Here is a 15,031-nt window from a genome sequence, read left to right as displayed (position 1 = left end):
CACCCATAACTTTATTAGCAATATTAATTATTTTGCTTATTACTTATAGTATAATACCGATATTTTAAAAAAGGAGACCATGAGACATAAAATCCTCGGCCTCGTCAAGGAGGAAACCAATGAAAGTAGAAAGATCGAACCAGTACCGCGAATATATCAAAAGCAGCAGACACCAGGACAGAGAACAGGAATCGACCCGCAGCAGATCATTTATAAGAAAATCCTATGACGGTTCCGACCACCTGGAAATATCCCGGGAAGCCCATCGAATTTTTGAAATGCGGCAGAAGGCCCGGCAGGAACTGGAAGCCAGGGATCGGGAGCGTATCACGGGAAGGTTTGAAGAACTTCTTGCCGACCTGGAAGCTTTGTCATCGAGGAGGGCATCAATATCCCCCCCTGCAGATGACGCCTTTAAAAGCCGGGAAGAACATATCCTTAAAAGAACGGCAGATATACTGCTTGACCACCTGTGGAAATAATTAAATAGCCGGATTATTACAGAGACGTAATGCTATGATGGATATTAATGATGGGAAGAACAAAAAAATCAGAAATAATATCCCACGCCGCACCGCATAAGATAACCCGACATTATGGCGCTGTAAGTCCCGCCCTGGCCTGAATAACTCCACGTATCCTGGAAAACATCAAGAAAGTATTTATATCCTACTGAAATATAGAAAGATATAGGGCTATTGTAGTCATAGAGTAAATCCACCGTGGGATTCAGCATATATGATGAAAAACTGCCCGACTTCTGCATCTTGCCATCGACAGGATAAATGAGTAATGAACCTGATCCAATATCCTCGGACATGTAGAGGTGCTGATAATCATACCTGATATAGGCGAGGCCGAGAAAAATACTGGAGCGGATATACAGCTTGTTGAAGGTTTTGAAAATATATCCATACCCGAGAAGATACTCAAAAGCCCTTTTGAAATCAATAGCTGATCGTACCGTGGAATCGGTACCCCCCTGCGAAATATCATTCTCGATAATACGCTCATCATAGACATACTTGCCCGACGTACTAAGACTCAGATTGATCAGTCCCTGGAAACTGTGCGTCTTGTTTATATCATAGACTACACCGGCGCTGAAGCCGATATCACCCGATTCTTCCTTGAAGTGGCTCGTGGTCAGAGGCTTGTAATACTCCATACCGGCCGTGAGCCGCAGGTACGGCGGAAGATAATTATAGGCGTCATTACCCTGGAGATAATTTTCCGAGACGGTCCCCAGAGACTTCCGGTCCAGTTGGGATTCCCTTTCGTAAAGAACAGTCCCTTTTGCTGCATCAACTACCTTGATTTTAATCACTTCACGCGTTCCGTCTTCACTCGCCTCCAGCCTGCCCATGATGACATACCCAGTTTTCAGCTTCTGTGCAAGTTCAGCCTCGCGCCGGGAACTATAGAGATTATCTTCGTCTATATCCAGATCATCCAGGATATCCTCTACTTCATCCTGATCCATGATGGTAAACCTGTCGGAACCACCAAGGTACGACGACAGCATCCGTGTCATCGTATAATGGATATTTTTCTGGCACCGGTCACTATCTTTCAGTTCAAAACCGGCAAGGACAACCGTGGATTTTTTTCCATTTTCCGAGGGAATATCCTGAATAATGGCCCGGACAAACTGGTCAACCTGCTCCTGAAGCCTGTCGGGTGAAACCGACGATCCTTTCAGCTGCATAAGCTTTTCTCCCGCCATGGATGGCAGGGGTGACAGACCAAATACAATAAATGAAATGATAACGCTAATTCTGTTTTTCATTATTCAATACACGCATCGTCCTTAATAAGGACATGTCCTTAGTTCCTGTGTGAAGTTAATCTGTACCGGAGCACCGCCGTCCTGGCTCACAATAAAATACCCCCCTGAGGCGTCTCCATTATCCACAACAATATTCCAGGTAACGGTTCCGTTGTAGATACCCGACACGGCAACCGGCCCCCTTACGGTTCCGTCCTTGCTGCTCCCGCTGTCCATGGAATTGGAACCGTTCATAAAAACGCTGAAGTTCCTGTAATTGTAAAACGTCCAGGTGCCGGTCCCTGACATGGTGGCTACATTGACGTTCAGACTATAGTTGACCTTACCATCGAGACCGTATATGTTTACACTGACATTGGCGCCGCTGTCATAATCGGCGACCCTGGGAACTCCCAGGGCCTGGGCAGTTCGCTTCTCACCCTCAATTGTTTCCCAATAGGCAACACGGAGAAATTCCAGGTCTGTCGCCGTCCTCCAGCCGCTGGGAACCGTACTGGATGTACCTTCTTCACCGGCAGCATTTACGGCAAGTATCTCGTAATTGAACAGCCCGGCAGGAACACTGGTGTCTTCATAAGCCGGTTCGAGCAATCCCACGATGAGGGGATTATTGTAATCGAAATTTAACGTGCCGGCCTGCTTTCTGTAAATAGTGTATGTTACACCTTCCAGTGACAGGGGTTCCCATGCCAGGGTAATTCTGTCCGCGTAATTGCCGGTGCTGACCGTGATATTCTTAACCGGGGACGGCGCTGTTGCAGACACGCTGCGTCCAATGGTGTAATTGCTCATGGAAACAAGTGTATTGTTGCTGCGAAGAGCCTGCATCCTGTAATAATATCGCTTATTCAACTCAAGTGCTGAGTCCATGTCATCAAAGTAATACACGCAATCTTCGTTGAACTCCCTTATCTTGTGGGTTTCTGCGGGGTCTTCAACAGGTTCTTCACCAAAATAATCGGGAAAGCTGCCGGTAAAATCATCTTCATCAAGAACCTGGGAACCGTCCTTGTTTACAACCAGAACCTGACTCCTGCCCACACCGTCCTTTATGAAATAATCGATGGGTGTATAGGAAAGGGTATTGTTTTCATTTTTAAATACGATGGGTCCCCAGGTGCTGACGAACTCCAGGTGATTCCCGTCCTCGCTGATGTCGCAAATCTGCCGGCCCGCCGCGTCGTTGATGGCGCTGGCTATGAGTCCCGGCGTATAGCTGGCTGACCAGGTCGTGGGAACCCATGTAACCAGTGTGGGAAAGGATACGACTATATCGATGTCAGCGGTGGATTCATCGGCTGAACCCATGAGGATACGCAGTTGTGGAATCTGCAATGCCGCGATGTATTTACCGCTGCTCAGATCCTCTTCCGATGTGTAGGAAAAATTGAGGTACACAGGATCGATTTCATCATTATCTTCTTCCTCGGGTTCCTCCACGACGGGGATAGGTACATAGGGATCAGCGTTTACGATGCGGGCGCTATCATCGGAAGGAGTAAATTCCTTGATACTTTCATAGGGCCCTTCGGGAGTTTCAGCGCGATACATCCGGTACAGAGAAGCATCGGACATTTCAGACCAGCTGACGGTTATCCTGTCGACAAAATCTCCTGTTGCGTAGGCCTTCAGGGAAAGATTATCGGCAGAATTTATTTGTGCAGCGGGAGGCATACAACCGCTTGAAATGCAGGCGCTCATGATTCCCATGTATGCAAAGAACTTTCCTGAAATGGAAATTATCCGTCTCATAATTTATCCCCGACATTATAAATATCGATATGTACATTAACTAATCGATCAATTATAATAAACAATAAAATCAAAAAGTTGTCAATAATAATTACTATGTTTAGTTAACTTTTTAACCAATTAATTAAATCTAAAAAAACTCAATTTTTTTTATTTATCTTGACAAAAATCAATGGCTTGACAGTGGGGACAGAGCGCCTTATAACAGGAAACGATGAAATTACTGCCAAGACAAATATCCGAAGAAGATCTTCCAGGACTTATGGCCTTGTATGCCTGTCTGCATCCAAAAGAGAAACAGCCCGAACCGGCTGTCTTGAAAAAGGCATGGGGCGGAATTATCAATAACCGTGACTTCTTCACCTGTTACATCATCGAAAAAGACGGCATGGTCATCGCATCGGCTTCGCTGGCAATTGTACCCAATCTCACACGCCAGGGCCGCCCCTATGCCGTTGTGGAAAATGTTATTACCCATCCCGGTTTCCGCAGGCAGGGCCATGGCTTTGAAGTCATGCAGGCCGTGATCGAACATGCCAGGATGCGAAATTGCTATAAAATAATACTGCTCAGCAGCGTAAACAGAATCGAAGCCCATGCCTTTTATGATAAGCTGGGATTTGACCGTCATGCCAAACAAGGCTTTCATCTGGCCCTGTAATGGGTGGATTATCTTAATATGGGCTCTGCATACTGAATTATAATTTGCAATACGGGCCGCCGGGAGCGTAATGTCTACAGGACCATCCCCGGTTTACGGTTCACCACGGGTATGCCGTTTTTCAGAACCGGTGTGCCGTTTACAATTACCGTGCCTATCCCCCGCGGGGACTGATCGGTTTTTCCTGCCACATTGTTATCGGCGATATTCTTCCAGTCAAACACGGTGATATCGGCGGCATATCCCTTTTTCAGCAGCCCCCTGTCCTTAAGGCCAAACTGTTGTGCCGAGGCCCCGGTCATTTTGCGAACAACCTGTTCCAGTGACACATGGCCATAGTCCCGGGCCAGCTGAAGGAACCGGGGGAAATTGCCGAAAGCCGCGGGGTTCTGCACCCCTTCCCCCATCACCGTGGCATCGGTCATAAAAATTGACTGGGGATGTCGCATCATATCCATGACATTTTCCTGCGAGCTGTACCGGCTGTTCAGCACATGAGCCTCGCCCCCTGATTTCCTGGCCAGATCGACAAATACTTCAAAGCTGCTCATATTCTTTTTTTCAGCGATCTCGTGAATGAACATGCCGTTGCAGTCATTGTATTCCGGAACAAGCGCGTTGGTAATTCTTATATCCTCCATACCGAAACCGAGAAGAAAGGTTATGAGCTCCAGTTCCGCCCTGAGCCGCAGCAGGTCTCCCCTGTCAGTGAATGCGGCAGGTGTTTTTTCGAGAAACCACTTGGGCATAAAAACATTAATCTTGGATATTCCGCAATTGTAGGCATAGGTATCGAACATCACGTCCGTGCCTTTTGACCGGGCCTCATCAATGAGTTCCAGGGCCCGAGAGCAGGTATCAAAGGATTTTTCTCCCACGAATATGAGATGCGAGGCCTGGAGGCGCACTCCCGTGTCCCCGGCTATTTTCAGCATCTCCTTCAGGGCTATGAGGTTATGTGACTCGCCAAAGGGATTGAGGGGATAGGTGGGCGACAGGGCCGAATAGGCCTTCATATGAACCGTGAGCACCTTGTCATGCTTTTTAACAAGCCTGGCCAGGTCATAGAGATCTTCATCAGTGGCAAAGATGCCCGGCTCATACTGGAGCCCCAGGGATGCTCCCCTGGCCCCCTGCTCCATGGCCTCTTCCATGAGATAGAGATATTCCTTCTTCATGGCGCTCGTCATGGCCCGGGGACTGTAGCCCTGGAGGGATATCCTGGTCGTACCATCACCGGCCAGCATCAGCATATTCTGCAGAGTCCCCTTCCCCCGCAGATATCTTTGATACTCATCCATGGATTCCCACGCAAAGGTATATTCGCTGCCGGAAAAAAGCTTCGTGAATCCTTCGATCTTCGATTTGAAGGGGCTCTTCTTTTTAAATCCTGCCGCGCTGAAACCGCAGTTGCCGCAAAAAAAGGTGGTCACTCCCTGCCTGATATAAGGAATGAAATGACGATCGGCATTTTTTACCGGAAACACAAAGTCCTGGTGGGCATGCATATCGATAAATCCCGGTGCTATAACCATGCCGGTACAGTCAAGGCTCTGACCCCGGAAATCCAGGTCTTTGGCCGTCACCATTTCAATTCTATTTCCCGAAATAAGGAGATCCCCCCTGTAGGCCCCGGCACCGGAACCGTCCACGATAATACCGTTTTTCAGAAGCAGCATGGAACCCCGGTCAGCTACGGCAAGACGCTCCCTTTTCCCCGCCATGAGACGGTCGAAGCCTGAAAAGTCCGGCGTTTTTGTTGAATATGATGTTCCATTCCTGCCGCAGGCCAAAAGACCCGGCAGGGCCGCTGAAGCTGCGATGAGTGCCGATTTTTTAATAAAGGACTTTCTGCTTAAAAATGACCCGTTCTTATTATCCGCCATAGCCCTGCCTCCCCTGCTGATTTGAAATCCGGGGTCAGAGCCCCGGTTTAGTAAAGGTGATATTAATTATATACTCAGCTTGACAACTGACCGATATACATTAAAATACGAATATTAACTCATATTGTCAAGCATAATATGAGCTAATACTCATATTATTTATTTTCAGGGAGACTCGTTTATGCCCCGCATTCATAATAAGAATACAAGAGAACCAAGGCAAAAAAGAAGTATAGAGATGAAACAAAGAATAATGGAGGCTGCCAGGCTCCTCTTTTCCGAAAAGGGTCTTCATGGGACAAGCTCCAATGAAATCGTGGAAAAGGCCGGTGTGTCCATTGGCAGTTTCTATAGCTATTTCCCGGACAAACGCACCCTGTACCTGGAGGTGTTGGAGAGCTTTATCAATACCGTTTCAGCCCATATTTTATCGGATGCCATTGAATTCCGGTATACCGGCGAGGAGCACGATATTAAAGAAACCCTCTATCAGTACCTTAAAAATGTTTTCCGCAGCTTTGACATCGACCTGCGGTTCCATGCCCAGACCATCGCCCTGCGCTTTACCGATGCGGACATCGCCAAAATCTATGACGCAGCCGAAAAACGCGAACTCCAGTATATTAAAAATATTCTTATTCAATTTCGCAAAAGCCGTCCCCTGGGTATTGAGGATATCGATATGGCTGCAAAAATAATCCATGGCTCAATCGCCTACCTGGTACACTCAATCAAATTTTTCAATTACCGGAGTGATGAAGACAGGCTCATCAATGAACTGGCGCAATCCATATTTAAATATATTGCCTGAATAAAAAATCAATCCCAGTGGAGGAAATATCGTGGATGATCTTCAAAGAGAAAAGAAAAAGGGTCTGAGCATGGGATATCTGAAGGATGTCCTTTTCAGGAGAAAGCTCATTGGAAAAAAATATCAGACACCGGGATTTGGACTGACGGCCCAGCTCTTTGCCTCCATGAGTAAAGTGATAATCGAAAGACTTGGTCCCGATGAAGGGGAGAAACTGATCCGCGAAGCCGTTGAAAATTTCGGCAGGGAAAGGGGCCGTCGGATAGCACAGCGTGTCACGGCCCTGGGCAAACCGCTCTCCTTCAAGAACTGGCTTATCTACACCGATATTGACGGAGCAAATTTCCCCGTGAAGCCTTACCTGGATAATGCCGACCTCCTGGCCCCCGTTACCACCTGCTCCTTCCATGCCGCTGCCCGGGAATGGGGCCTTGAGGAATACGCGAACATCTACTGTAAATATGCAGATTTTGCTATCCTGGACGGGTATAATCCCCATGTAAAACTGGAGTTGGAGCAGCGCTTTAAAACAGGCAAAGATCATTGCCTTTTCAGGTATATAGTGAAGGACAATAATAAATAGAACACGGGCAGGCAAAGTCCGTCATATTCCATGAAAGCGGTGAATTCTGTAATAATAGAATTGACAGTTCGCCGGAAATATCATCATAATAATTGCAAATATCACCGGGGAGAACACCACAATGAAAAAGACAGGTTTTTATGTAACTCTCATAAAATCAGCGGTTTTTCTTTTATCTATTTTTACGATACTCCTGCTCATCAGTTTTGATCTGAAGGCCAGCGACCTCAGCGACGCCCGGACCCTCCGAGAGCGGTGTGAAAAGGAGATCAAAACCCTTGAAATAGCGGTCCTGAATTTCGGCACGGAAAAAATAAAACAGGACTTCCAGGAAGGTGAAAAAAAAATAAAACTCGCCAAGGTAAAATACATACAAACCAGGTACACCGAAGCTATCGAGCTTTATAACGGCTACCTGAAACTGCAGTATGCCATTTACCGGGACCTGGCAGGGATCTATATCGACAGAACGGCGAAAATCATCGATGATATAGGCGTGGAACTGGTAGATTTCGTGGACAACAAAAAGATCGAGAAATATTTTATTATGGCGAGCCAGAACCTTAACGACGCGAAAAAATTGAATTCATCACAGCATTATCGCCAGGTCATAGATGGTTGCCGGCAGGCAAAGAACTACGCCATTTCGGCCTATGAGGTGGCCGGCAAAAAAGCGCCGCAGCAGTACGCCGTGGACATACAGGACAATAAAAACCAGATAAACCGGTAAAGGAACAGGGCAAACAGTCGGATATGTTTTACCTGTCACTATTCGCTTTTTTCTCCTGCATAGCGGGTCTCTACTTCGGGATATACGTCCTGAGGCTCAACCCCCGACTTATGCTCAACCGCCTCTTCTTTGTCATCATCATCTGCTTCGCCATCTGGTCCTTCGGCTACACATTTATCTACATGGCCCGCGACCGCGAAACGGCCATGTTCTGGTACAGGATCTCATCCATCGGGTGGACCGCCATCCCGGGAGTTTTCCTTCATTTCATCCTTATATTTACAAAACAGCAAACCCTGACGAAGAAAAAATGGTTCTTTATCCTCCTCTACACTCCCGTGGTCCTCTTTCTCATCCGCTCTATGACGGGCGTGCTGTTCACCGGGGATTTCATATGGGAGCAGGACATGATCCTGGAAGTGCAGGACAGCACCTCACCGTGGTACCGCGCTTACATGATCTACAACGGCCTGTGTATGACCGCCGCCGCCGGTATAAGCCTTAAATACCTGCTGGAAGTCAAATCGATACGAAAGAAAAAACAGGCGAAGATAGTCATAGTCTCCCTCATGAGCACCATGGTGATAGTCTACACGTTCAATATCATTTCGGTTTTGATGGGCCTAAAACTCCCCGTTGTAGGGCACCTCTCCTTCGTGGGCGGCCTTGCCGGCATCTGGTATGCCATCGGTAAATACCGCCTCCTCATGCTCAGCTCCAAAATCGCCTCGGAAAAAATAATATCCCAGATGATGGACCTGGTCTTTCTTCTGGACAAATACGGCAATATTGTGCTTTTCAATGAACAGGTATTAAACACCCTGGGCTACACCTCCCGAGAACTGACAGGAAAGCCCTTCCACTCCATCACCGGCAGGGACATCTTCCCCGTCGACAACAGGACCGGCGCCATGACAAATATCGAACTGAAAATAAAAAGAAGGTCCCACGGAGATATCCCCGTCAATATTTCTTCCTCGTTAATAACCGATGAATTCGACGAGCATGTGGGAACTGTCATCGTGGGACACGACATCAGGGAGAAGCAGGAGCTGGCCCAGAAAAACGATATCATGGAAAAGGAGCTGATCCTGGCCCAGAAGATTCAGAGCAGTATAATTCCGCGAACCATGCCCGTTGTTGACGGCGTTAAAATTCATGCCGTTTACCGGTCCATGGCAGAGCTGGGCGGTGATTTTTTTGATTTCATAAAACTCCGGGACCGTGACATGCTGGGCATCTTCATCAGTGATGTTTCAGGCCACGGTGTGCCCGCCGCTCTCATAACGGGGATGCTGAAGACGCTGCTCGACACGGCCGGCGTTATCAGGCTCGATCCAGCCGACCTTCTCAGGTATATCAATAACAACATAACGGGATACATGGGCGACAATTTCCTCACGGCCTTCTACTGCATCTACAATAACAATGACAGGACACTCCGGTATGCCAGGGCCGGGCATACATACCCTTTTCTTATACGCCATGGTGAAATATCCCGTCTGATCTCGAAAGGGACTCTCCTGGGATATGAAAGAGAAATCAACTGCGAAGAAATTACCATCAATCTCATGGAAGGCGACAAGATACTCCTGTATACCGACGGTCTTACCGAGGCCGTAGACAGGAACTTCCGGCAGTTTGAAGATACCATGCCGGACATCCTCCCGGTATACGGGAAAAAACCCGTAAAGGAATTTGTCGACGGCATATACAGTGAACTGCAGCAGCACCGGGGAGACAATCCCTTCGAGGATGATGTGCTCCTGATAGGACTTGAGGTTGTTCCCTGACATTCATTAAATTATTAAGGAGATATTCATGCAGAAAGAAATAACGGGCCCACTGGAACTGCTGAAAGATGACGGCACACTGACCGGCGAAGGCTGGGCACGCAAACCCTGGTGGAACTATGACCGCCGTAAAGTCAGGGCACCGTGGCACCGCATCAAGGAATGGGACTATTATGCCGTGATTTCCCAGGATGGCGGATACGGTCTCACCGTTACCATGTCTGACCTGAGCTTTGCCGCGCTGGTCGCCGTATGCTGGGTTGATTTCAAAGCCGGTACCTATAAACAGCTCGACACCATCCGGCTCATGACACGGGGCCGCATGGGATTCCCTCCGTCGTCGAAAAGCGGCGACCTCTATTTCAGTGATAAAAAAATGACCGTGGAATTCGGGATCAGGGACAATAAAAGAATCATATCCGTTGATGTGCCGTCCTTTGAATCGCCCTACGGCGACCGGGGACTAAAGGCCCGCCTGGTCCTTCAACAGGACCCGGACATGGACAGCATGGTCATCGCCACGTCATGGGCCGAAAATCGAAAGGCCTTCTATTATAACCAGAAAATCAACTGCATGCCCGCCGAAGGAACGGTCACCATGGGCACCAGGATATTCACCTTCTCGCCGACCAACTCCTTCGGCTGCCTCGACTGGGGCCGCGGCAACTGGACATACAAAAACACCTGGTACTGGGGCTCGGCCTCGGGCACTGTCAACGGCAAGTCCCTGGGATGGAACATCGGGTACGGTTTCAGCGACAGAAGCCCCGCTTCGGAAAACATCCTCTTTTATGAGGGAAAAGGTCACAAGCTGAACCAGGTCACCTTCCACTTCGACGCTAATGATTTCATGAAGCCCTGGAAATTCACCAGTAATGACGGCCGCTTTGAACTTGATTTTGAGCCGGCCCTGGACAGGGAAAGCTATTTCAACCTGGGCCTTATTTCATCGATACAGCACCAGGTATTCGGCTGGTACACCGGCACTGTGACGCTCGATAACGGGACGGTGATAGCCCTGGAACGCTTTCCCGGATTTGCCGAGGAAGTCAGAAACCGGTGGTGAGCAAAAAAGGCCGGGCAAATCAGAGCATGATATTTCCGGCGCCCCGATATTTACTATGCCGGGGGCTCTGACCCCGCAGATGATGACTGCAGCAAAATAACCAGGGCCAGGGCATTTAAGGCCGCCTTGGGCGCCAGGGAACCGGTGATGACAAATTCCTGCCCGATACGGTCTTTACCGGGGCCTCCTGAACAGTGCTCATTGCCGCCCAGGGGTCCCAGGCCGTCGATTGCAGGCACGCGATGCCAGAGCCAGTTCCCGTCACTGAGGCCCCCTCGCTGTTCAGGAACGATCCGCATCCCCGCGACAGAAGCAGCCTCCTCCCAGACCGAAAAGAGATGATCCGTTCTTTCATTTCCCGGCCATGACGGAACCCGGCGATCCAGGCTGATCTTTGCCGTGCATGAAAGGCTTTTTCCCCCGGAAGGGTCAGAGCCCGCCAGGGACATCATGGCGTCCACGGACTCCCTGAACACAGATTCGTCATGGGCCCGCATCTCAACCTGCGCTGCTGCATAATCGGGGACACGGTTGAGGGCCATACCTCCCGAGATCATGCCCACATTCACGGTGATTCCTCTTTCATAATCCGTCAGGGCCGCGGCCCTTTCTATAATTCCGCAGAGATGCACGATGGCATTGGCGCCGCTTTTATGCGCCGAACCGGCATGGGCCGCCCTGCCAAAAGATTCAATGGTGAAAACGGCCCTGCCCTTGCGCGAGGTAACCAGGGAGAATTCATCGATGCGGCCGCCATCGGCCTCAAAGATGAGACATGCCAGGGTACCGGCATCCATATTGTCGAGACAGAACGTGCCGAAATCATCGGATGTGGTCTCTTCCGAGGCGTCGAAAAACAGCTTCCAGTTCACGGACTCAAACAGTGAAGGAACTTCATGACTGAGGGATTCGAGCATCATGAACATTACCAGGGTCCCGCCCTTGATATCGCTGGTCCCCGGTCCCGAGGCACTGTCGCCTTCGAGGCGAAAATGAAAATCATGACTCTGCTCTTCCCCGGGGGGAAAAACCGTATCAAGGTGAGACACGCACGATATGGATGCCCTGCCCGAACCTTTCCTGGTGAGTATCACGTGACTGCCGTAAAGGGGATTCCGGGAAGGAACAAACTCCGGGGTAAATCCCAGACCGGCAAAGAGATCAGCCGTGTATTCACCCAGGGCTCTGACCCCTTCACGGTTTTCAGTCCAGGAATTGATGGATACCATCTCCTCCAGTATGTGAAGATAGCGAGGCTTGCTTTCTTCGAGAAAGCGTAATACCCTGTCATGAATATCCCGATATAACACGTTCTGTATTATCCTGTTATCTCACCAGCACCGTAAGCCGAACCGGCTTCCGCATCTGGAGGGTCCAGGTGTTGGCTCCCTGTATATTATCACCGGCAATATAAAGGAAATTGGATACGGGATACATGGAAGAAGAGGAAGGCAGATAGGGCCAAATGAAGGGAGTAGGATAATAATTTCTCAGATTGATTGAACCCAGGACATATCCCAGGGAATCAGCAATGAAACCGTCAGTGCCGCTGTTATACTCATACTGTGGAACCGTTGTTTTATCCGAAAGCAGGTTGGCTACACCCCAGTTTCGGAGGATGGTGGTAAAATTATCATCATGCCCCATTACACCCGCGGCATACTCCACGGCACGATAATCCGTATAAGCACATTGCACAATATTCCGAAAGAACTCCGCCCCGCCGTAATTACGGGCCAGGTAGGCACCGAAGGCATAGCTCATGGCATAGCTCATTAAAAAAAATTCATTGGAAGCATCATCATCGGGCCAGTCCGTCAGGGAGATATAATTATAGTAATTATATGCGGGAAGCCTTCCATCATAATTAAACGGCAGCCCTGGTCCCGTGGTATCACCATCAACACCGCGCGGCCCCTTGATGATCACCTGTTCCGCGCCGCTCAACGCGCCCAGTTTCATGGTAATAAAATCTTCGGCTACAAGGGAACACATCTCATCAAGCCAGGTTTCAGTGCCCGTGGTGAGTTCATACTTTATCTGCTTCTGGTAGAAGTGGATCATATGCTGAAATTCATGGGCTAAAGTAGACACAATATCGCCCGGTGACGGGTCGGAAACGTCCCAATCAGTTCCATCTGTTCCGTCACCATTAGCGAACATAACGGCATCGAGATAGAACATGATTCTCTGGTTGGAACCCGAATAGTAGCTGCTCTTAAAATTATCCTTGGCATAAAAATATCCCGCCACTCCCCCCTCAGTCAGGGGCGTAGTATTATCATTGTCAATATCATAGAGCAGAATAGTGATTTCATTGTTATCATCGATGAGGTTAGTAAAGGGAGGCGTGCCCCATTCATCGCCGAAAATATCCGTGACCCAGGTATAGATATCATCGACACCGTCCTTTAGAAAAACCTTGGCCAGTTCAGCAACCATGGCATCGGTCACCAGTCTGGATTTAGTCCCTGAAGGGGACAGACAGTCGTTGGCAACCCATATGTTAAGCGTTTTCCCGGCGATTAGACCTGATACGTAGCGGCAGCTGGCGCTTACGGATGAACCGGAACTGGAAAGACCAAGATAAAAGGTGCCGGTCCCACCTAGCGTGTCATTAGAAGGCATGGGATCTTCCAGCGGTTCGTAGATATTTCTGGACAGTGAATCGGTGTTTAAAAGCGCATTCCGGTTAAAGTCCGATATTTGCGGCTTGCCCCGCTGCAGTACGGGCACGGTTTGATCCGCACTTTCGGGAACCGTTAAAAGTGCCGGTTCATCCTCGTCGGCGCTCCTTCCGGAAACGGTGTTTTCAAGAAGCTGCGGCAGGGCGTAATTGCTCTCCGATGTATTGGTGAAAATAAAAAATACATCCTTGGGGTCTAACCCCAGATTAAGCGTATAGGTAAGGTTGACATCGGTGCTCGTATCGGGGAAAAATATTTCGTAGTCACCCCCGAGATAATCGTGTTCAATCGACACATCGGTATAGGTGATTTTCTCTCCGCCACCACAGCCCGGCCCAGCAATCAAAAACGAAAGCAAAAGTATAAATGTCAGTATATGTTTATATTCTGTATATATACGATTTTTCATGCATAGAATCTCTTTTATTGAAAGAATTGACGACAAATATATGTACTATAATATACAATGAACCTTCCATATAATGACAAGGTTTTTTTATTTATAGGTTTTTAAAAAGATTGTATTTTAATATGTAATTTAATATACAAGGCTCTCTTGATGAAAACAGCATTAATAAATCCTGATACACCGGCAGTAATAGTTCATAATTTGAAAAAACTGGGGGTCAGAGCCCTGACTGTTCCGCATTTTGACGGCGTTTCCCGCCCCATCTCAGGGCATCCCGACATTCAGATATTTACACACAATGGGAATATCTTCTGCCACAGGGCTCTGACCCCGTCGTTTCTGCATGAACTGGGCAAATATGGCCGCATCACCCTGTGTGAAACCGTCCCGGGACCGGCATATCCGGAAGATATACCTTATAATATTGCCTGTACGGGAAAAGCGGCATTCCACCGCATTGAGGGGACAGAGCCTCGCATCAAAGAATACCTGGCAGACCAGAAAATCACACTCCATAATGTTAAACAGGGCTACTCACGATGTTCCACGCTCATTGTCGATGAGGATCATATTATTACGGCTGACCGTTCCATTCATGCCGAGGCTGAAAAGGCGGGTATCACTTCGCTTCTCATAAACCCGGGCCATGTCACCCTCCCCGGTTACCGTTATGGTTTTCTTGGAGGGGCCTCGGGCACCGCGGGAAATACGGTATATCTGACGGGAACACTGCGCAGTCACCCCGACGAGGACCAGATTGTATCATTTATTGAGAACACGGGGAAAAAAATCATATACCTTTCCGGTGAAACCGCTATAGATTTGGGTTCAATCCTGTTTATCTGATTATGAGGCTCTAACCCC

Annotated in this window: 13 protein-coding genes; 8 read left to right on the top strand and 5 right to left on the bottom strand. The window is 48.6% G+C overall.

The features are described 5' to 3' along the window. The first annotated feature begins 119 nt into the window (after nt 1-119). A complete protein-coding gene (locus CVV44_02620; GenBank protein PKL40517.1) occupies nt 120-482 on the top strand; it encodes a hypothetical protein in 363 nt (120 codons plus the stop codon). A 68-nt stretch (nt 483-550) separates the two neighbouring features. Here the strand turns inward: CVV44_02620 and CVV44_02615 are convergent, their stop codons facing one another. Beyond that, nucleotides 551-1,789 carry a hypothetical protein gene (locus CVV44_02615; GenBank protein PKL40516.1) on the bottom strand — a complete coding sequence of 413 codons (1,239 nt, stop codon included), beginning with the start codon at nt 1,787-1,789 and terminating at the stop codon, nt 551-553. Between the two features lie 21 nt (nt 1,790-1,810). Further along, nucleotides 1,811-3,541 (bottom strand): hypothetical protein, encoded by a 1,731-nt coding sequence (locus CVV44_02610; protein ID PKL40515.1) that lies wholly within the window; start codon nt 3,539-3,541, stop codon nt 1,811-1,813. 214 nt (nt 3,542-3,755) lie between these two features. Between CVV44_02610 and CVV44_02605 the strand changes: the two genes are divergently transcribed. Beyond that, nucleotides 3,756-4,202: a GNAT family N-acetyltransferase gene (locus CVV44_02605; protein PKL40514.1), complete on the top strand. Its 447-nt coding sequence runs from the start codon at nt 3,756-3,758 to the stop codon at nt 4,200-4,202. Nucleotides 4,203-4,276: 74 nt separating this feature from the next. Here CVV44_02605 and CVV44_02600 read toward each other — a convergent pair whose 3' ends face one another. Next, a complete protein-coding gene (locus CVV44_02600) occupies nt 4,277-6,088 on the bottom strand; it encodes a hypothetical protein (protein PKL40513.1) in 1,812 nt (603 codons plus the stop codon). A gap of 181 nt (nt 6,089-6,269) precedes the next feature. Here CVV44_02600 and CVV44_02595 point away from each other — a divergent pair, with 181 nt between their 5' ends. From CVV44_02595 to CVV44_02575, 5 genes are all read left to right on the top strand, one after another. Further along, complete coding sequence (locus tag CVV44_02595; GenBank protein ID PKL40512.1) at nt 6,270-6,899, top strand: TetR/AcrR family transcriptional regulator; 630 nt, start codon at nt 6,270-6,272, stop codon at nt 6,897-6,899. Nucleotides 6,900-6,930: 31 nt separating this feature from the next. Continuing rightward, the gene (locus CVV44_02590) at nt 6,931-7,482 is read left to right on the top strand and encodes a hypothetical protein (GenBank protein PKL40511.1); all 552 of its coding nucleotides are present in this window, start codon (nt 6,931-6,933) and stop codon (nt 7,480-7,482) included. Between the two features lie 121 nt (nt 7,483-7,603). Beyond that, nucleotides 7,604-8,212: a hypothetical protein gene (locus tag CVV44_02585; GenBank protein PKL40510.1), complete on the top strand. Its 609-nt coding sequence runs from the start codon at nt 7,604-7,606 to the stop codon at nt 8,210-8,212. 23 nt (nt 8,213-8,235) lie between these two features. Further along, on the top strand, nt 8,236-10,005 hold the full coding sequence (locus tag CVV44_02580; GenBank protein ID PKL40509.1) for a hypothetical protein: 1,770 nt from the start codon (nt 8,236-8,238) through the stop codon (nt 10,003-10,005). Between the two features lie 28 nt (nt 10,006-10,033). Beyond that, a complete protein-coding gene (locus tag CVV44_02575) occupies nt 10,034-11,071 on the top strand; it encodes a DUF2804 domain-containing protein (GenBank protein PKL40508.1) in 1,038 nt (345 codons plus the stop codon). Nucleotides 11,072-11,124: 53 nt separating this feature from the next. Here the strand turns inward: CVV44_02575 and CVV44_02570 are convergent, their stop codons facing one another. Both CVV44_02570 and CVV44_02565 read right to left on the bottom strand, forming a co-directional pair. Further along, entirely contained in the window at nt 11,125-12,381 is a 1,257-nt protein-coding gene (locus CVV44_02570) for a hypothetical protein (GenBank protein ID PKL40507.1), read from the bottom strand. A gap of 16 nt (nt 12,382-12,397) precedes the next feature. Further along, nucleotides 12,398-14,167, bottom strand: a complete 1,770-nt coding sequence (locus tag CVV44_02565; protein PKL40506.1) for a hypothetical protein — start codon at nt 14,165-14,167, stop codon at nt 12,398-12,400. Nucleotides 14,168-14,317: 150 nt separating this feature from the next. Between CVV44_02565 and CVV44_02560 the strand changes: the two genes are divergently transcribed. After that, complete coding sequence (locus CVV44_02560) at nt 14,318-15,013, top strand: hypothetical protein (protein PKL40505.1); 696 nt, start codon at nt 14,318-14,320, stop codon at nt 15,011-15,013. Nucleotides 15,014-15,031 lie beyond the last annotated feature (18 nt).

It is taken from the genome of Spirochaetae bacterium HGW-Spirochaetae-1 (assembly GCA_002839375.1).
In the GTDB taxonomy this organism is placed as follows: domain Bacteria; phylum Spirochaetota; class UBA4802; order UBA4802; family UBA5550; genus PGXY01.
The sequence above is the reverse complement of the archived record's forward strand: the minus strand, read 5'-3'. Positions and strand labels throughout refer to the sequence as shown.